This is a genomic window from Legionella quinlivanii (assembly GCF_900461555.1).
Lineage (GTDB): Bacteria > Pseudomonadota > Gammaproteobacteria > Legionellales > Legionellaceae > Legionella_C > Legionella_C quinlivanii.
On record NZ_UGOX01000001.1, the window covers coordinates 375,291 to 395,426 of the forward strand.

The following is a 20,136-nucleotide window of genomic DNA, read 5'->3' on the forward strand; positions in this document are numbered from 1 at the left end:
AATTATATTTAAAAAGCCAATGCAACTTCAGAGGAGCCGTAGAATTTTACAATATCTTTACGTGACCAGGTTAGTTTGTACTCTCCTCTTTTTGAAGAATAACCAGACGGGTCAACAGTGGTTTACCGTCCTGCTTTCTGCTGGCTATTTCTTCTTGTTTGATCCAGCGAAAATGAGATCTTGAGGCTAATTGCTTTAAATAGTCCAGATGGTGGCTAAAACGTGCGCTCACCTGTAATTGCCAGGGCGATTCGAAGCTTATTTCTGTATTGAAAATGAAATAAGCTCCTGCCAGTAAATGCTGGCTAATCAGCCCGAACAATTCCGAAAGATCGCCGAAATAAGGCAGTACATCCGCTGCAATAATCAAATCATAGGAGGCGGTATCTTTTTTTAGAAAATGAATAATTTCATCTTCAATCAACTGATCATAAATCCCTTTATCCCGCGCCTGAGCGAGCATTTTTGCAGCGATATCCACGCCGATAAGTTCCTGGCAAACTGAACGAATACTGGCCCCGGAAAGTCCGGTTCCACAGCCCAAATCCAATACTCGTTCAACAATCTGTGTATTGGTCTCTTTCAGGAATTTTCGAATTCGTTCTGGTAAGGAATAGCCAAGATAATCCTTCAGGTGCTGATCGTAATAAAGCGCATAATTATTGAATAAATTGGCCGCATATTCCGGCGATGTTTCCGCTTGTTGATTATTCATCAAGGCATTCAACATATGCCGGCTTGATTTATCGTCGGGCTTGGCAAGCAAGGCCTGCTGCAGTAATTTTTTGGCCCGTTCTTTGTCTTCAAGACGAAGATAAATAGCGGCGAGATTATTGAGAGCAGCAAAGTGACGAGGATCTGTTTCGAGAATTTTATCAAAATGAGCAATGGCCTCGTTTAAATGACCCAAAGCCATTTGCGCAACGCCAGAGTTGTATAAATATTCACTGTTATCAGGAAACTGTTGCAGCAAAACATCATAATGCATTAATGCATTTTCAAAGCGGTCATGATGAATAAATGTGGCGGCAAGATTATTGCGTGCTTCAATGTGATCATTATCAATAGTCAGTGCACGCGTGAAATAATCAACCGCTAACTGTCCATTATTCTGCTTCAATGCGACCACCCCTAAATTAGTCAGCGCCTGCACATGATTTTCATTTTCCTGTAAAACAGTTTGAAAAGCATGTTCTGCTTCTTTCAGTCGATTGGCTTCGAGCTCCAGTACTCCCAGGTAAAATTGCGCCTCAACATGAGAAGGATCTAATGCCAGGACATTTTTAAATTGAATTTTTGCAGGGGTTAGCTGATTATTTTTTAGTAATAACAAGCCTAAATTAAAATGAGCCAGTATAAAATCAGGCTCGGCATGAACGGCCTGGCGATAATGCTCCAGCGCCTGAAAATAATTCCCCTGAATCGCATAGACACCTGCCAGATTACAGTGGGCCTGGGCATATTCTTTATTATAATGAAGTGCTTCCTTGTAATGGGAAATGGCTTGATCAAAATCATGTATATTTTTATAGGCATTGCCCAGATTATTGAGAAGCACCGGATTATCAGGTTTTAATTGCAGGGATTGCTTCATGAAAAGTACCGCATTGGCCATATCGCCCAGCTGTGCATAGGCTAAGCCTAAATACTGCAGGGCGCGTTCATTCCGTGGATTGGTATTGAGCAGCTGCTCATAGAGGGTAATCGCTTGCGGCAATTGTCCCCCATAATGAAGCGAGTAAGCTTTCTCAAATAGTTCATCATCATTCATAGTGATCTGACCATTAAAATATGCGGGATTCCATCCTCATCGAAAGGTTCTCCCTCACTCCAAAATCCATAAGATTCATAAAAGCGTTTTAAATAAAACTGGGCATGAATATGAACCATTTTGCCGGCAAAATGAGTTTGCAGATAATCCATGACATTGCTCAGCAATTGTTTACCCAATCCCTGGCCTCGCGCTACTGTGGCAGTAACAATACGGCCAAAACTTAAGGTATCGGCTTCATAGTCGGGAAGAATTCGCGCATAGGCTAATAAAGTATCTTCTTCGCGGATACACAGGTGTAAGGCTTGCTGATCTTTATAGTCGAGATCCTGATAGGGACATTGTTGCTCCACTATAAATATAGCATTTCTCAATTGCAGAATGTCATATAAATCCTGAGTGGAAAGTTCATTGAATGATTGGATGCTGGTAATCATAATAACTCCTTCAGCTGATCCCGAAGCTGAGATAAGGCGCGTGCCCGATGGCTGATTCTGTTTTTAATTTCAGGCGACAATTCAGCGGCGGTGCAGTGTTGATCTGGAATATAAAATATTGGATCATAACCAAACCCCTTGTTTCCTCTGGGCTCAAAAATGATCTGCCCCTCTATTTTGCCATAAGCTAAAAGAGGTACGGGATCGTCTGCGAAGCGAAGGATAGCAATGGCGCAAAAGAAATAGGCATGCCGTTGCTCTTCCTTTAAATCCTTCATATTGTGCAAAAGTTGCTGGATATTATCCCCATCCGTTGCGTCTTCTCCCGCATAGCGGGAGGAATAAATTCCTGGAGCGCCATTGAGTGCTGGAACTACAAGACCTGAATCATCCGCCAGCGCTGCTTTGCCTGATTGTGCGCTGGTATGACGAGCTTTTATCAAGGCGTTTTCAATAAAGCTTAAACCGTTTTCCTCAGGGCTTTCAATTTCAAAATCAGCCATGCTTAAGCACTGAATGGGTGAAAGGATAGCCTCGATTTCTTTAATTTTTCCTTGGTTGGCAGTGGCCAGAACGATTTCTTTCATAGATGAACCGAACATTGGAAGCGTATTCTGAAGTATATCAATGCCTAAATCTTACCGCCTCATGCATTTGGAAATATTTTATATTTCGCGAATATTGAATGGTTAAAATTTGGTATAATATATTAAATAACGGACACTGAGATAGCTAAATGCATGACTTGGATAAAAAAAGGATTGTTTCAAGGCCTGTAACCAATAGCCAAGGTGAAAGTATACTCTATGGCTTTGGATTTGACGAAATAAAGGGGCGTAGAAAAGAGCAGGAAGATGCTTTAGCCTGGGAAGTTTACGAGCCATCTATATTTGAAGATCTGACACCGCTTCAAATAGCTCAACGCTTATGGACGTCTTATCGTCTGATTAACTCGGAAATTTTAAACGTAATCGATCAAAGCGGCACTACCGCTGTAACCACCATTTTTAACCAGGAATATCTGATTAGCGCTTTAGTCGCTGATGCGGCAGTTTTTGTCGCTATCTATGATGAACACGGCGAGCTTGTTGGTGTTAGCAGGCTTAACCAACGCGTGCATAAACCGGAGTTGCAGTCTGAGCGAGACAGGATCTACGCAGCCGGCTCATCTATTGAAGGTGACGAAGGACGGGTACAGGGCCGGCTAGCTATCTCGCGAGCTTTTGGCGATAAGGACGTTAAAGGGATCATTCCCGATCCTGATCTAATGATTACCTACATGGGTGATATTCCCAAGGAATACAGTGTACATCTTATTAGCAGCTGTGATGGATTTACCGATGCTGCAAAAAAAGACACACAAAGGAGCCATGAAAAATTATTGCATTCTTGCTTAACTGCTTTGAACAAAGGTAAACCGGGACGATGCCATCCAATAGAAATTGCCAGCTATCTGACCCGGCAAGCGCTTGCCCGGGGTTCACGAGATAATATATCCGTGTCTGTTCAAATTGTTAAACATAGCGGTAAATACGCCTCTTTTTGCGGGATGTCTGGTATTTACGATGGTCACGGCGGCTATCAGGCTTCGCATTACACCGCAGATCACATTGGGGATATTATCAAGAAGCAATTGCTTCTCTCTGAAGCAGAATATGCCGTGCAGGAGCAAAGTGCTATCCAACAGGAGGCTGATTTTCTGCGTGATAATCAGGATGTTAACGATGGATTCATTCTGAGTTTTTTCTCGCCTTCAGATGATGATACTTTAACGGATGATTCTAAAGAGGCTGCTGAACCAGTGATGGAGGAATCAGAAGAAGTGGTCAATGCCAAGGCAAGTGAAATATCCTCTGTCATCAATGTGACATTCTGGAGTTCAGAGGAAAAAAATATAACCCGAATACTTCCTGGAAATAAACCTCCGGAATTACCTTAAATCGGCTAAATCTGCGCTTAAAATAATCACTAAATAGCTGCCATGTGCACAGTGATATTTTATATCCTTATTGGACATTTTTTCAGAATTGATTTCCAAAAATACTTTCATTATCATGCCGTTGGTTACCGGATATGTTTATGGAAATTAGGAACAATCATGAGCTTTGCAAGTCCTCTTTATCACGTTTTTCTATTCAATTTCATCTCTTCGTTTATAAAAAATAGTACCTCCCTGTATTGTTAGCTCAGTTTGGAAAATCCAGTCCTTTTTAACGGTTTGGTATTCTGATGCTGGTGATGTCCGATAAGTCTGGAAGGCAAATCTTACATCACAAACAATTTGTAGACAAAAGGAAGAGAAATGTCGCAGATTTTTACAGGTACAGGCTTGGGCCTTCAAGGCTCCTCTTTCAGCCAATTAGGTGCTTACGGCCCCCAGGGTAACGCTATTTTTGGTCAGAATGGCCTCTCGTTGTATATCAATGCAGCCAATGGCAATCTGATACTAAAACAATCCGATGGTTTCCTGGCGAATCAGGGAATCGGTTTCAACTTATTTTCAACCTATAACGCTCAAGGAAAAAAAGCAGATCGCTGGCTGTTTAATACCCAAACTCATCTGATTATCGATGGCGAGCCCAACAGTGCGGGGGCGAGTCTGACCCGAATCGGTGAGGATGGCCATTACAGCCGCTTTGTTTTTGATTCGGCGAGCAAGTCCTATCTGCCAGAGGACGGTGGTATTGAAAGGATACAATGGACGGGCAGTGGATGGTCATATTCTCAAGGCGCATCGGCAGTCAATTGCGAATACAATCCAGAAGGCTTGCTGACAGCCTGGAGCGACCGGGATGGGCATCGCTTGAATTATGTGTATAAGGATGGCCAGCTAAGCGATGTGTTTGATTGCACTGGCCAGCAAAATATCCATTGGCAATTCCAGCAGGGCTTGCTGCAGGATATCAGCTTTTATGATCAGGGTTTACTTGTCCATCACCTCCACTATAACTATGACGATTCTGGCCGTCTTCGATTAGTTATCCAGGATCAGGACGATGGCAAGAGTTCGTGGGTAGCTTACGATTACCAGGATGATTCCGATCTCATCGAATCAATCCGCCAGAGCGATGGCTGTGCGCTGCATTTCAGCTATGACGAGCAGAACCGGATAAGCAGTATGTCTGATGGAGAGGGCAGGATAACTCAATTTAATTATGAGCCGGGCTGCACAAGAGTAAGCAATCAATTAGGGGAAACCTGGTGCTATTCATTTGATGATAAGGATCGTCTCACAGAAATCAGAGGTCCGGACAATAATACAATCAGTTATCAATACCAGGGCAATTATCTCAGTCGCATTGTGAAAGGCGGACTGGTATGGAATTTTATTTATAATGAAGCCGGAGACTGTATACGTACTGAGGAACCTGATGGTCAGATCATTCAAAGAACCTTTGACGCCGAACATCGCCTCTTGTCTGAAAGCAAATCTTCCGTGTTTAATGGAAATAATCATCCTGGGCAAACAGCGGCAGCCCATTATATCTATGATTCAAAGGGGCATTTGCGCTTTGCAATTTCTGATAATGGAACGGTTACTGAATATCGCTATAACGAGGCAGGGGCATGCCTCAATCGCCGCGTCTATTTAAAATCAGCTTTTGATTTAAGTCCTTCGGATTCAGGACAACCCAGCTTAAGTGATCTGGAGTCCTGGAGCAAACGCCAGCCTGCCGCGCAAATCAGTCTGGTCGCATATCAGTATGACTGGCGCGGACAACTGCAGCAGGAAATCCACTATCAATCAGTGGACGCTGCGGGAAACGGTTTGGAGCAAAACGCGTTAAGAACTTACTATCAATATGATGCGCGCGGACGTTTGATTGAAAAAACAGTGCCCACTGAATGGGGTGATAACAAAACCTATTTTTTTTATGATGATTTGGGTCGGCTCACCTGTACCAGAGATAATTTGGGTGTTATCAATCAATATGAATATGACGACAGTCATCAACGAATAATTCAAACGGACAGCAGGGGCTTGAAGACCCTTTATCTTTATGATCGAAGCGGGCTTCTGTTGTCAAAGCAGCAGCTGGGTAACAATAACCGTGATTTCGGAGTAGAGCGGTTTGAGTATGATAGTGCAGGACGTCTGATTTCAGAAACCGACTGGGAGGGACGGAAAAGTTGGTATTTGTATGACAAGGCAGGGTTGCTTTGCGCCAAAGTCGATAACAAGGGTCATCTGAAGGAATACCGCTACGATGCCGAGGGCCGACTGATTCAGTCCATTGAATACGCCCAAAAAGTAGATGAACAGCAGCTTGGCGGTCTTGATCTGGAACTAATTCGTCCAACTCACTCAAGTAAAGATCGCTACAACTGGACGTTTTATAATCAATACAATCAAATTGCTTATCAGGTCGATGCCACAGGGGCAATTATTGGTTATCGATACGATGCACAAGGCCAATTGACTGAAAAAATCGCCTATGCAGAGCGTATAGCAATAACTAATTTGTTTGATGCCATAAAATCGGGAACGATAACCCCGGCTGAAAATGCTAATGACCGGCACTACCGTTACTATTATGATATTGCCGGGCGTTTGCAGGCCGAAATTAATGCTGAGGGAGCGGCAATCGGCTATCAGTATGATCGCTTGGGAAACTGTATTGAAGTCCGTAAATTTTACAATAAGGCAATCCCTGGCGATCTGAAATCATGGGGGGAGATTGAGCCGGCTGCTTCTGACAAAGATATTGTTAATTACTCATTTTATAATTCGGCTGGTTTAAAGGAAGCGGATATTGATGGCGAAGGGTTTGCCACCAGCTATTACTACAATAACGCGGGTATGTTGATCCAAAAAAGACAATATTTTACCGCTTTATCAAAGCCATTGCGTTTGTGTTTGGACAAAGCCTGGGACGATCAAAAACCCAACTGTCATTCCAAAGACAGGATAACCAGTTATCGCTATGACGAAAGGCAGTTATTAATCGAGGAAAATCAGTCAGGTGGTTTGACCTTGAATTACTTCTACGACAATAGCGGCTTAATGCTCGAAAAAAGAGCTTTCGATCGTTTCCGGGAGCAAAGCCGCGGTGCACGCTATCAATACGATGAACGCGGCCGACTGATAGCAAACCTCAGTGCAGAAGGCGAACAGTTATTGCGCAATATCGCGCTTTCAAAAGAGGAAATTGCCGCTATTTGGCAGCAGCATGCTATCCATTATAGTTACAGTAATAATGATTCCTTACTGACTAAAACCAATGCGCTTGGGCAAACAGAACGCTATGTTTATGATGAGCAGGGTCGGCTGGTCTTTATTCTCAATGCCGATGGGGAAATCAGGGAACAGCAATACGATGACTTTGGGAATCTGACCCGTTACATTCAATACAGCAAACATTTTAAAAACCTGTCTCCTGAAATGAATGCTGGCAATTTACACGATTACCTGACACTGCACAAAGATCCCGCAGATGAAGTAACCGAGTATGAATACAACCATCTCGGGCAAGTCATCAGAACCTGTAAAGGTTCTCGCCTGGAAACAGCGACCCGCTACAATGCTTTTGGCGAAGTGGAGCAACTGACTCAGGATGCCCAGGGAAAATCCCCACTCACAATCAATTATTTCTATGATAAGCGGGGGCTTCTGGTTTTGCAGCAGGACAGTGCCACAGGAATTTTTCAGCCGCAATCCTGGAGTTACGATCGTTTTGGACGACTGATGATTGCAGTTGACGCCAATCAAAATAAGACCAGTTACAAATACAACCAGCGAGGGGAATGTACTGCTGTCATCAATGCGAAAGGTAAAGAGAAAACCATACGCTATGACGCGTTTGCAAGAGTAGTGTATGAGTTTGATCAGCTGCGGACCATTTATGAATATGATGACAGCAACAACAGTGTGACCATCAGACAGCCGGATAAAGGCAGGGAAGTCAAGACAGAATTTAATGCCTTTGGCGACAAGATTAGCTTCACTGACTTCAATGGTGCGGTTACCTCTTTCACATACGATGTGAATGGGCAATTAATCGGAAAAAATGAACCATTGGGTCTTCAGTCTTTTTATACTTATGACCGCGCCGGGCAATTAATCAAGGAATCAAAAGACGGCCGTATTACCCAATACACTTATGATGCGGCGGGAAGAGTATTGATTAAAACCATCGATCCTGAGGGTTTGAACCTCACCACGCAGTATCATTTTGATGGAGTAGGTCGTCAACTGGAGGTTATTGGCCCTGATCAGATTGTTAAACAGTTCAGCTACGACAGTGCTGGAAATTGTATTCGCAGTTGTATTAATCCATCGGGATTGAATTTAATTACAGAGTATGAATATGACAATAAGAATCAGCTGACAAGACAAATAGTTCTTAATCCCGGCGGCAAAAACCAGGTTACTGCCTATAAATGGGATGCTTTAGGACGCTGTACCCAGAAAATAATTGATCCTGAAGGCCTGTCCCTGGTGACGCAATATACCTATGACGCCAAGGGCAATCTCTGCAGTGAAACTGATCCTCGGGGCAATACCCGGTATTGGATCTATGATGCCATGGATGAATGCCGGTTCCAGATTGATGCGCGGGGCTGTGTTACTGAGTTTAAATATGATTTGCATGGCCGCAATATTTGCACTATTCAATATGCCAATGAAGTGCGCCTAAATGCAGTGGCTACAGAAAATGACATGAAACTGCTGCTTAAAAGCAGTAGCGCGGATCGCTACAGTTTCAAGCAATTTGATTCCGATGGACATGTGCTATTAAGCTTTGATCCAATGGGTTATGCCACTGCATACACCTATGATGTGCAAGGCAATGTCACTCGAATAATACGCTATGCAAAACCGGCATCACTTGAGGATTTAAAGAACGGTATCATTCCGGTTTTTGGAAAAACGGAAGCCGGCCGGGTACAGCATCTGGCCTATGACAGTTTAAACCGCCTGCGTTATCAGCTGGATGACGAACACCATCTAACTGAGTTTAGATATAATCAAGCTGGCGAAGTGGTTTCCAAAACCCGATTTGCCAACCGCTTTCTCTTCGATTTAACTCAATTCAATCAGGCTGAGATTGAAAAGTCGATATCCAGAAATCTGCAGTCTGATCAAACCAGCCGTTATAGCTATGATCAGGCAGGCCGATTGCTTGCTGAGTTAAATGCCGAAGGCTTTGCCGTTAAATATCAATATGATCGCCTGGGTAATCTTATTGCCACGCAGGGTTTTGCAATACCAGTAAGCGCATCTGATGAAAACTGGTTGTCTGCGCTTAAATCAGATAGTCATGATCGCATTACTCGTTCGGTGTTTGACGCGGCTGGACGGGAAATCTATCGAATCAGCGCCGAAGGACGTGTGATTGGCCGGCAATATGATGCAGTTGGAAATATTGTCTCTGAAACCAGTTATGCCGTCAGGTTCAATCTATCAGAATACTCTGAGGAGAGCTTAGCGTTGGCGCTGCAAAACATCTTGGGAAGAACCACTGCTTATCAATATGACAGCAATGGGCGCCTGACGAATAAAACAGATGCCGAACATCAGCAGACAGTGTATGACTATGATGTGAATGGCAATCTCATCTCCAAAACAGAAGCGAATAAAGCGATCTGGCGTTATGATTATGATGCGTCCAATCAATTAATTACTACCATATCCCCCGAAGTTGATATCGCCTTGGGTTATCAATCGCAACGTCGTTCGATCATTACTAGAAACCTGTATGATAACTTCGGAAATATGATTAAAACGGTCAAGGATGCAGAAGGACTCTGCCAAATTCGTGAATATACTTTTGATGCAAACAATCATTGTATACAAATCAGTTATCCTGATGTTGCCGTCAATAATGCCGACTTAAGCGCCTCAATGAACCGGCAGGAAATAAAGAAAACGCTGAAGGAACTATTTCGATACAATGCTTTCGGTGAGGTCGAGGCGCAGTCTGATCGGGCCGGTAACTGGCAATATTTTACCTATGATCGCGAGGGGCATTTACGGTTTTCACTGAATCAGCTGGGCGCTTTAACGGAGTATGAATACAATGATTTGGGCCAGCTAGCTGGAAAAACCAGTTACGCCACCGGTATTTACCTCAAGGCCGGTAGTGAGGTAAACGGCGCAGAGCTTGCCGATGCCCGTAAAACCAATGGCCTGGATCGTCACGAGTTTTATCAATACGATCGACTGAATCGGCTAATTAAAACAGAAAAAGACAGCATGCGTTCATTCAACGCGTCCAGCCGCAGTTATGAGTTCTCTACACCCACAACTCGTTATCAATACAATGCCTTCGGAGAAGTCATCAGGACCGATGTCTTGCTGCATGAGGGAGTCTATGCTTCCAGCCGTCGATACTATGATAAAGATGGATTGCTCACTGGAGAACTTAATGCTGAAAATTATTTAACCCAGTATCAATACAATGCCTTTGGTGAATTAAGCCAGCAAACCGAGTACGCCGAGCGAGCCAGCTGCTTTGATGACTTTGATGTTAAACCACCTGCAAGCGCCAGTCTGGATCGAGTGTTTCTTTATCAATACGATGCTTTGGGAAGGGTTCAGAAAAAAATACAGCGTCAGGTGACTTATCAGCAATTGAATAGCAATGGACAACTAGTGAATTTAACCGCTGATATTGTTAATTCCTACGAATACGACGGCATGGGTAACCTGGTAAAAATGACCGATGCCGAGGGGCAGAGCAGTTATTTCAGCTATGATGCGCTTGGACAGTTAAAAGCCAAAATGGGCCCGCAAACACAGTCTGGGCGCGCTGCCGTATCGTATACCTACGATGGCCTTGGGCATCTCATAGAAACTATTCAATATGCGAATGGAGCTACACTCGACAGAGAGGGATTTATTCTTCCGGCAGCATCAGCCAATGACCTTCACACGCTTGATTTTTATGACAGCAATGATCAATTGCTCCTGCAGCAGGATGCGATGGGACATTTCAAATTTTATAGTTATGACGAACAAGGCAACATGGCCCGTGCCTGGGAGCTACTTTCCCAGATTGACGGAAGCCAGCGGCTTATAGACAAGCGTTATTTTTATGATGCCGGCGGTCATTTGCTGCGAGCGGCTACTCGAAAAGCCAATGGCGACTGGGCCTGTGAGGATAGCCAATATAATGTGTTCGGCGAAGTGGCTCATAAGGGAATTAATGGACAACTTAATATCCATTATGACTACGATCAGGCGGGGCGTTTATGGCGCTCTAACTCCGAGGGCTATTATCAATTGTTCATCTATGATTTGAGCGACAAAGTCACGCAAATCATAACCTCTACTAATGCCTTTCGTCCGGCTGCCGGGGAAGATGGCGTGGATCTGTCGGATAAACAATTTGAAACTGCGCGATCTTTTCAAACGGAATCCTGGGAGTTCGATCTTCAGCGTCAGAATAATCTCTATGACAATCTGGGCAATTTGCTGGCGCAAAGCCGCGAGTCGACAGAAAATCCACTGACGATTAACGATAGTGTCCATCTGAAAACAATCAATCAGACGTACAGCTATGATCGCTGGGGAAATGTGTTGAGCCATCGTAATGCCAATGGCTATGAAACAAACTATCAGTATAACGGCTTAAACCAGATCACTGAACAGGAGCTTCCCCAGGTAATGGCTTATGATGAACATGGTGTCGGCCGATTAATCAATCCTCGGCTGTTGTATGCCTACGACCGCCTGGGTCGATTAATAGGTTTTACGGATGCTAATGGACATACGGTAACAAAAGTATTGGATGCCTCAGGGAATGTAATACAGGAGCGAGATGCGAAAGGTGGGCTGAGGCAGAAATACTATGATATTTTAGGCCGGCTGAAAGAAAGCATCAATGAGTTGGGCGGTTCTACGGTTTATCTTTACGACAAAGCAAATCGTTTGACCGGCATTCAGACCTCGGCTAGTAAACAGCAATATTTCTACGATGAGGCTGGCCAGCTTCTGCAGCAAATAGATGGTGAAAACAATACTTCTCTGTTTGTGTACGATGAGTTGGGAAATTTAATCGGCAAGCGAAATACTTTTGGATATTGGCGATCAATGGTTTATGACGATGCCGGTCATAAACTTGCCGAAACGGATGAGTTAGGCCATGTACAAAGCTGGAGCTATCAGGATGGACGACTGGTTTCGCACACTGATCTTGGCCAGCATCAGACCATTTATCGATATAACCGAAACGGTTTGCTGCTTTCAGAATCAGGCTCTGGGCGCTCAATAGACTATCATTACCAGGGCGATGGCAGTCTTAGACAATACGTGGATAACACACGCGGCGAGGTGCTGAATTATCAGTATGACAATGAGGGAAATGTCAGCAGCAAACAAAGTTCTCGCATCAATCCTGGAAAAGACGGCTGGCTGCTTGAGTCTGATCACTATGAATATGACAGTCTCGGACGATTAACCTCTGTCAGGCGAGCCCATCCCGATGATGTGGATAGCCGTTTCCCGCAGCAGGATAAAAGTCTGTTATCAATCGATTATCAATACGATGCGGCGAGTAATTTAAGGCATAGTCTTATCACCGCAAACTATGGCGGATATGAAAAAGCCAGTAGTGATGAATACTACAGTTATGATGAAAACAACCGCGTTAAAGTCAGTAAAGGAAAATTGCTCGATGGCAATATACAAATTGATAAAGATCAGGGAAGTCTTCTTGCTTATGATGCCGCTGGTAATTTAACCGGGGCGGATAAATATGAGGAAGAGATCCTTCATCATTATTTATATGGGTACAATAAGAATAATCAACTGGAGTGGACGCAGAAAGATAATATAACCCTGGAGTCACGAAAGTATAATCAGGCGGGGCAGGTCATAGAGGAGCGTCTCTTTGATGCGAGGGGAAATGTCGCTCAGATTAATCGCTCAAGTTATAAAAACGGCTTTTTGGATTATGTAACTACCACCCGCCCGGTAGGAAATCTTGAGCATCTGGTGAGCCAAAACACGTTTTACTACGATGTTGCAGAAAATCTGACGGCGGAAAGGCTGCGGGTGGAAAAACAAGGGCAAAACGCGGGATATACACTGACGCATGAATATCGTTTTGCCTGGTGGGATGATTATCGCCGCTCAGAAGATTACGCTACATTGAGTATTGACTATCAGGCCTCAACCTATGGTTTGAGCATGCGAATTTATGATGTGAATGGTCAATTACAAGACGCGATTGATCAACAGCCCGACTCCAGCGGCACCAACAGCGCGCATTATTCCAGCAGCGCTGTGGACGGCATCCGCTCGCGAGAGGATCAAGCCGGTAAAACCAGCTATCTCAGTGTGAATGGGAAACATATTGCGGATATAAAACTGGATGCCGCCACCGGCAAGCAAACGTTGACAGTCTACGGCGGTTTTACTCCGGAAGGCAGCGCCCATCCTTCACAAAAAACCAACCCATGGATATGGAATCCCAGCGTCGGTCATGGCAATTTCAACGTCTTTTTTCAGAACGGCAGAACGACTGCGGAATCCATGCAATCCCGAAACGAGCCGAATGATGCAATAAGCCCCAATAGCCCGCAGGATAATTTAGGAAGCTACACCGTCAGTGCAGGGGATACTTTGGAGTCAATCGCCCTGCAGGTCTATGGCGATAGCAGCTTATGGTATTTAATTGCAGATGCCAATGGCATCACCAGTCGTGAGGAGAGGGCGGGAAGTTCTTCACAAATGCATACAGGACAGCGGCTGGTTTTGCCTCCTGTTTTCTCAAATCAGCATAATAGCTCCGATACGAACAACGTGCTCAGAGAAGATTATTTTATAGGCAACACCAGTGCGACTGCACCCATGCCCAAACCGCTATCAACGGACTCATCCCCTGTTCAACGAAAGCATCATAAATTGCTCGGCAAAGTACTGACTGCAGTAGTCGGTACCATTATTACCGTTTTGGCTGCAGCAGCAGCTGCGAGTATCCTTGCTCCTTCTGCCCTTGCGATTAACGGCTTGGGGGGTATCTTTAAATTGGGATTATCCACTCTGTGGGGCGGATCTTCTCTAGGTATTAGTTTAGGAGCAAGCTTAAGTGCCGGTTTTATTGGCAATATGGCCAGCCAGGGTGTTGCCAGTATGGCCGGCTTACAAGAAGGAATGCATTGGGGTGCTGCATTGACCACCGCATTAGCCACTATGGCAAGTGCCGGTTTAATGCGCGGCATGAAAATAGATGGATTTGCAAAAGATGCTCTAGGCTTTTTAAACGACAAGTCGCCTACTCTATTCAATTTTTCTTCTGCAGCAGAAATGATGAGTCAAAATGCACTCAGCCAGGGAATAACACTCGCTGCCAACCAGCAAAAGCATTTCGACTGGCAAAGACTGGCCGCCAGTGGTGTAACAGCAGGTCTGATGGGAGGAGAGGCAGGGGGAAGAGTCAGTAATGCCTTAAGAGCAATCGATAAAACTGAAATGATTAATACTCAGCTTAATTCATTACTAAATCAAGGCAGCCACGCCCTTCTAACCGGCCAAAGCATCAACACTTTGCAGATACTGGAAGACAATCTGGGAGATAGCATAGGTCAGGGCATTATGAAATCAGCAATTCAAGATTCTGAAACTAATGAGCCAGACACCGACAATTCCAGCTCAAGCCCGGAAGACAGCATCGAATCCCTCTATCTCGACAATGACGAGAGTATTGTTCTGAACCTCAACGAAAATTCAACCGCCCAATCTATCCTTCCCCCGACAGATCCTTTATCCTTGGCAACAAGCAACGAATTAGACTTAAGAAACACCCTCACGGATCTATACAATTATGGAAAGAACTCAGTAATGGATAGATACAACAGCTTAACCCAAGGTTTAAATGACCTTGAAAAAGAATACAACGTCAGATCCCACTTCTATGACATATTAAGAGATCTGAAACCAGAACCGATTGACAATACCCCCAGCTGGCTCGAAGATGTCGGCTCGTTTGGAATTGATCTCATACCCGTAGTAGGCCAAATTAAAGGAGGCATGGAGTTTTATACCGGCCGAGACATGGTAAGTCTCCAGGAAATGAACGGCAGTATGGCCCTTCTATCCCTAATTCCCCTCGCCAAACCACTCATCAAAACAGTTAAGTTTTTGAGTAAAACTAAGGCTGGAAAAGTGATTTCAACATATAAAGCAACTATCATAAGACACTCAGCAAATGCAGCTATAGCTGGTGGGAGTTCTTATGGTGCAGCTGTGTCAACGGGGGATGAGCATCCCATACAAACGGCTATACTGGCAACATTTGCGGGAATGATTGTCGGGTGCAAAGTAAATCCTAGTAGAGCAACTGCCGCTAAAATTAATTTTCTTGCAGGTGGGAGCATAAGCTACGCTAATCAAGGAGTTGATTGGTATAAGACTGGGAAACCTGTAAGTTTAGGAAAAGTTTTCATAAACGCTACTTTTACAAGCCTAGGGGCTGCTTGGACTTGGGGCATGCCTGCAATTACAGCGGCAATGCTGAGATTTCAAACTGAAACGCCATCCATAAAAATAGGGGAAGAGCTCTATGACAAAATTTACCAAACAAAATCTTAAGTTTGTTGATGTAAGTCTAGGACCAAAAGGCTTCTTGATATGGATGTTTTTTCCTGCATTGTTTTTTATTCTTTTTTTAATGACAATATGCATTGATGCATTACTACACATTTCTGAAGCCCAAGACGCCTTGGTTCATTTGATAGGTGGTTCAATGGTTTCTTGGTTCCTTTTCCGAGTGAGCTGTACATTGTTATTCGCTTTGAAAAGTGTCCAAGAAATAATAGTAGACGGAGATTACCTCTGTCTAAGATCATTTTTGGGAAGGAAGGACCGATTCCACATTGATACACTATTGGACGTAACCTATTTAAAAAATAATTGGTTCTTTACAGAATCACCTATTTTTAAGGTTGGCGGTGAACACATAGAATTATTATTCAAGACTAAATCGAAAGTTTACATAGGGGATAACGTAGATGGATACAGTGAGCTGAAAGCTATTTTAGGTAAAAAAATTAATCAGAGGTTGAAACTAGACAATCAGGAATTAAACTTTGTTGACCATATTTATGGTTCAAAAGGAAGACAAATTTGGCTGGCCCTCCCCTCTTGTGTATTTTTTATTCTCGTCTTTTTTTGCGGAATCGTATGCTTTTCTAATAGCAGCTTGAATGCTGTTGAACGTATTGTGATTATTTTGGGTATTCTATTGGCGATGGCTTTTGTTGTACTAAGTATGCGCACAATATTTCTTGCAACTAAAACGGCACAGAATGTGAGCATTGATAATAACTCAATAAAAATTAGATTTTTTTCGGGATGTACTAAAAAGTATTTTTTTTCCGAAATTATCTCAATCCAGGAAGTAAAAAATACTAGGTTTTTCACGGAAGACTCAAATCTGTTTATGCAGGACAAGAATCATTTATTGATTAAACTTCAAAATAAGAAAAAAATCTATATGAGCGAAAACTTTGAGTATTATGATAAATTGAAGTTAGCATTATTAGAAAGATTTGATCAGCCTTGCTAGATTGTACTTGCTGAAGTGCGATTAAAGTTTATCGCAAACATCCTGCACAGGGTTGTCTCATATAAAATTATTTTTAATATAAATTGATGCTCACTTCAGTAAAAGAATGAAAAATAGTAACTAAGAACGGGTTGCTTTAATTGCATTAAAAAATGATGAAAGAATATATGATTAGCATAAAGATTGAAAAAAATACGATCTAAATATCTCGGCCCGGGATTATTTTTCTCGTGTTTGTTGAAAATTCATTTCTTTGAATTTATGATTGCGCTAGCTGTAGTAAATGGATGTAGTTCATGACATTGTATGAGTTAAAATACATTATAGAAGAAATCATATCAGCCTATCATCAGAATAAGTACAATCTTTTAATGGATTCAATTAATCGGATTCTGGACTGTAATTTGACTAGTTCCATTGAAAAAATGACAAGTCTTACTATTTTACTGGAGGGATTATATAAACATTCTTGGACTTTATTTTCTCCTGAACAATTAAAAAATCTTAGAATGATGAGATGGTCTAATCATTATGGAACGCCAACAGTCCCGTTTCTTCTTACATTTAGCTCTCAGATTAATCAAGTTTGCAACTCTCTCAGGTCAGGAGGTTCAACACTTGTCAATTTAGAGGCTCTCAAAGCCTCCCCCTTATATATCATAGATCATATAAATCAGGTGTTGGTAAAACCTAATTCAATATTTGAAATCGCTATACCACAGCTTTTACAGTCAAACGAAGCTTTTATCAAAACCCATAATCCGCAGGGCGGTTTTGTTGTAAAACCCTGTGACATTATTTCAGAGCAATTCCTTTTACATGCTGGACAATGCTATCAAAACAATGGAGCTGTATTGGAAATTGGAGCTGGTTTTGGAGCTGCATCACTTTTAGCGGGTTCAAAGGGTGTTAAAGTTTTTTGCAATGATATTTCTGCAGAAAATCTTGCTGTAGTTAAGCAACTTCATCTAAACCAGACAAAAGAAGGCATCACTGCCTCTGGAGATGCTTCTGAGTTCATATTAATACCAGGTGATTTTCCAGATGAATTATTCAGCCTACCCAAGAACTATTTCGATGCAATATTAATTAGTCGAGTCTTACATTTTTTTAAAGGAGAAAAAATAGATAAGGCGGTTTCATTTGCGGCCAAATTATTAAAGCCGGGTGGAAAGTTATATATTACTTGTGAAACTCCATATTTGAAAAATTGGCAGAGCTTTTTGTCTGAGTATGAGAAAAGATTAAAGGATAATATCGAATGGCCTGGGGAAATTACTAATCCGGCCGATTATGAATGCAGTGGTAGAGTAAGCTCCTTGCCATCTTTTGTGCATTGGATGACTAAAGAAGTTCTTGAGCGAACATTAGGGCGAGCAGATTTAATTTTAGATTATTCAACTTACATTAACAGGAAGGAGCAATTTCCAGATGACTTGATATTATCAGAATATGGTAAAGAGAGTGTAGGAATTATAGGAGCAAGGAAAAGTCCATGTTGAGTAGTACATTAGCCTGGTGGAATATTATCGTTCTTACTATTAAAGAATTTTTTAGTGAACGTGCTGATAAACCTCAATTTGAAATTGTTGATTTGTATGAGTGTAGTAAAACTAAATATACAAAAGCAGTCATTAAACTATCTCAAAGGCATATAATTGAAAAAAATATTAGCGACATAGTTGTTGATAACAATTTTATTGAGTGTTTAGACAAAAAAACAGTTCGCACTTTAACTTATATAGCCACCGTTGAAAGATTGAAACCAGACTACACGATTATCACCCAACAAATGAGGGATGAGGTGGAAGGGTATATGCTTGAATTAAAATCAAAAAATGGAAGGGAAACTATCACAGGAACCCCTACAGAAATTTCTAAGGATAAAGATCTGATTTCTAAGCTTAATCCAATTGATGCTAACCGAGTAGGATATATGGCAGGAGTATCTGACACTGTAAAAGACTATAAAAATACAAAAGCTCATTTGGAGAAATAATTTGCAAAGCATGCTCTTAGATAAATTAAGTTCTAAAAGGCAATATAAGTATCCACTACTCCTCTTGGGACTGTATCTTACAGCCTTACTCGCCACTGTCTGTCTGGCTAGTAGAATTACTCAGATTGGCCCTATGCTTGAGCCAGGGGGAATTTTTATCTTTCCATTTACTTTTTGCATATGTGATATTGTGGGTGAGGTTTATGGGTATACTTATCCACGGTTATTCATTTGGATTGGAATCATTTCCGAGGTTTTGTTCTCACTGATTGTTATCGGCGTTTCTCATTTGCCTGCTCCTGAGTTTTTAACCGAAGTGGATGCTTATAAAATTGTTTTTGATCCAACGCTGAGATATGTTTGTTCAGGGCTTCTTGGGTTATTCGTTGGTGAATTCGCAAATATTTACATCTTAGCGAAATGGAAAATTCACTTAAAGGGGCGGCTTTATCTTTTAAGAAGTTTATTATCAACAGTTTTTGGTCAAGCTATATTAACAGTAATTGTTGATTTACTTAATTACTCTGGAGTTATTAAAGGAAGTGATTTATTTTGGATGATGTTATGCGGTTTTTTTTGGAAATTTTGTTGTGCACTAATTATGGTCTTCCCATCTTGGATTTTAGTTAAATATTTAAAAAAAATTGAAAATGTAGATCATTACGATATTCACACCAATTTTAATCCATTTGTTTTAGAAATGAAGGAGGTTAGGTTGATTTAATACTGGATTCTTACCTCTATCAATATTCCAATAATCTTATCATCTTTATTGTCAAGCTTAACCAAGCTCATGTTTTCACTAGTTTCTTGCATTTTGATGAAATTGTTCTGTTGCTCAATAAATAGTCTATTAAACAGAATTTGATCGCTTCCCTTTCTATAAACAATTACAAAATCTCTATCTTTTGGGATTTTTGCTACATCAAATATTAAAAAGGAGTTTAAAGGAAACAATGGCTCCATTGAGCTGTTATTCATAATCAGAGCAAACGAGCCTTGTGAGACATGTTGGTTAATCCATAATGTTTCATCTTCTTCAGAAAAACATGAGGGCCATGATTTTAATAATTCCCAATCTATGATCGGAACAGTTTGTATCTTTAAATCAGATTTTAATTCCTCTGATATTTTTATTGTCATTGGCGTAAAGCCTAATAGCTCCTCTTGAGTAATGGAGAAATAATTAGCTATGGCCGATAATGCTTTCTTTCGTGGCTTTTTTGTTGAGCCCGCTAAAATGTGGTGAATGGTTGGTTGAGGTATTTGAGTTAATCTGGCTAACTCACTAACCGTCAAATTCCCATGAATACGCATTAAATGAGTCAGATTAGTAATTAGGTCATTTTCTTTCATGAATTATTTAATAAATTTATTCTATTGCGATTGACAAGTAGTATTGCATACTTGTAAATT

At 41.9% G+C, this 20,136-nt stretch carries 10 protein-coding genes; 6 read left to right on the top strand and 4 right to left on the bottom strand.

Features of this window, described 5'->3' with window-relative positions:
* Positions 1–70: 70 nt before the first annotated feature.
* Genes DYH61_RS01730 through rdgB form a run of 3 tightly spaced genes read right to left on the bottom strand, consistent with a single transcriptional unit; the run spans position 71 to position 2,795 of the window.
* The gene (locus DYH61_RS01730) at positions 71–1,771 is read right to left on the bottom strand and encodes a tetratricopeptide repeat protein (RefSeq protein ID WP_058508031.1); all 1,701 of its coding nucleotides are present in this window, start codon (positions 1,769–1,771) and stop codon (positions 71–73) included.
* Positions 1,768–2,208 carry a GNAT family N-acetyltransferase gene (locus tag DYH61_RS01735; protein WP_058508032.1) on the bottom strand — a complete coding sequence of 147 codons (441 nt, stop codon included), beginning with the start codon at positions 2,206–2,208 and terminating at the stop codon, positions 1,768–1,770. The genes DYH61_RS01730 and DYH61_RS01735 overlap by 4 nt, the downstream gene beginning before the upstream one ends.
* The gene (gene rdgB, locus DYH61_RS01740) at positions 2,205–2,795 is read right to left on the bottom strand and encodes an RdgB/HAM1 family non-canonical purine NTP pyrophosphatase (RefSeq protein ID WP_058508054.1); all 591 of its coding nucleotides are present in this window, start codon (positions 2,793–2,795) and stop codon (positions 2,205–2,207) included. Before rdgB ends, DYH61_RS01735 begins: the two co-directional genes overlap by 4 nt.
* Before the next feature lie 149 nt (positions 2,796–2,944).
* Between rdgB and DYH61_RS01745 the strand changes: the two genes are divergently transcribed.
* The 6 genes from DYH61_RS01745 to DYH61_RS01770 all read left to right on the top strand — a co-directional run bounded on the left by DYH61_RS01745 (position 2,945) and on the right by DYH61_RS01770 (position 19,444).
* On the top strand, positions 2,945–4,147 hold the full coding sequence (locus DYH61_RS01745; RefSeq protein ID WP_058508033.1) for a PP2C family serine/threonine-protein phosphatase: 1,203 nt from the start codon (positions 2,945–2,947) through the stop codon (positions 4,145–4,147).
* Between the two features lie 363 nt (positions 4,148–4,510).
* A complete protein-coding gene (locus DYH61_RS01750; RefSeq protein WP_058508034.1) occupies positions 4,511–15,745 on the top strand; it encodes a hypothetical protein in 11,235 nt (3,744 codons plus the stop codon).
* Positions 15,717–16,721 carry a hypothetical protein gene (locus DYH61_RS01755; protein ID WP_058508035.1) on the top strand — a complete coding sequence of 335 codons (1,005 nt, stop codon included), beginning with the start codon at positions 15,717–15,719 and terminating at the stop codon, positions 16,719–16,721. The genes DYH61_RS01750 and DYH61_RS01755 overlap by 29 nt, the downstream gene beginning before the upstream one ends.
* Positions 16,722–17,017: 296 nt before the next feature.
* Positions 17,018–18,223: a class I SAM-dependent methyltransferase gene (locus tag DYH61_RS01760; RefSeq protein WP_058508036.1), complete on the top strand. Its 1,206-nt coding sequence runs from the start codon at positions 17,018–17,020 to the stop codon at positions 18,221–18,223.
* Entirely contained in the window at positions 18,217–18,720 is a 504-nt protein-coding gene (locus DYH61_RS01765) for a hypothetical protein (protein WP_058508037.1), read from the top strand. Before DYH61_RS01760 ends, DYH61_RS01765 begins: the two co-directional genes overlap by 7 nt.
* A 10-nt stretch (positions 18,721–18,730) precedes the next feature.
* Entirely contained in the window at positions 18,731–19,444 is a 714-nt protein-coding gene (locus tag DYH61_RS01770) for a queuosine precursor transporter (protein ID WP_234999855.1), read from the top strand.
* On the opposite strand, the gene DYH61_RS01775 is transcribed toward DYH61_RS01770, so the two are convergent.
* The gene (locus DYH61_RS01775) at positions 19,441–20,076 is read right to left on the bottom strand and encodes a helix-turn-helix domain-containing protein (RefSeq protein ID WP_058508039.1); all 636 of its coding nucleotides are present in this window, start codon (positions 20,074–20,076) and stop codon (positions 19,441–19,443) included. The two genes, DYH61_RS01770 and DYH61_RS01775, sit on opposite strands and share 4 nt — an antisense overlap.
* Between the last annotated feature and the right edge of the window lie 60 nt (positions 20,077–20,136).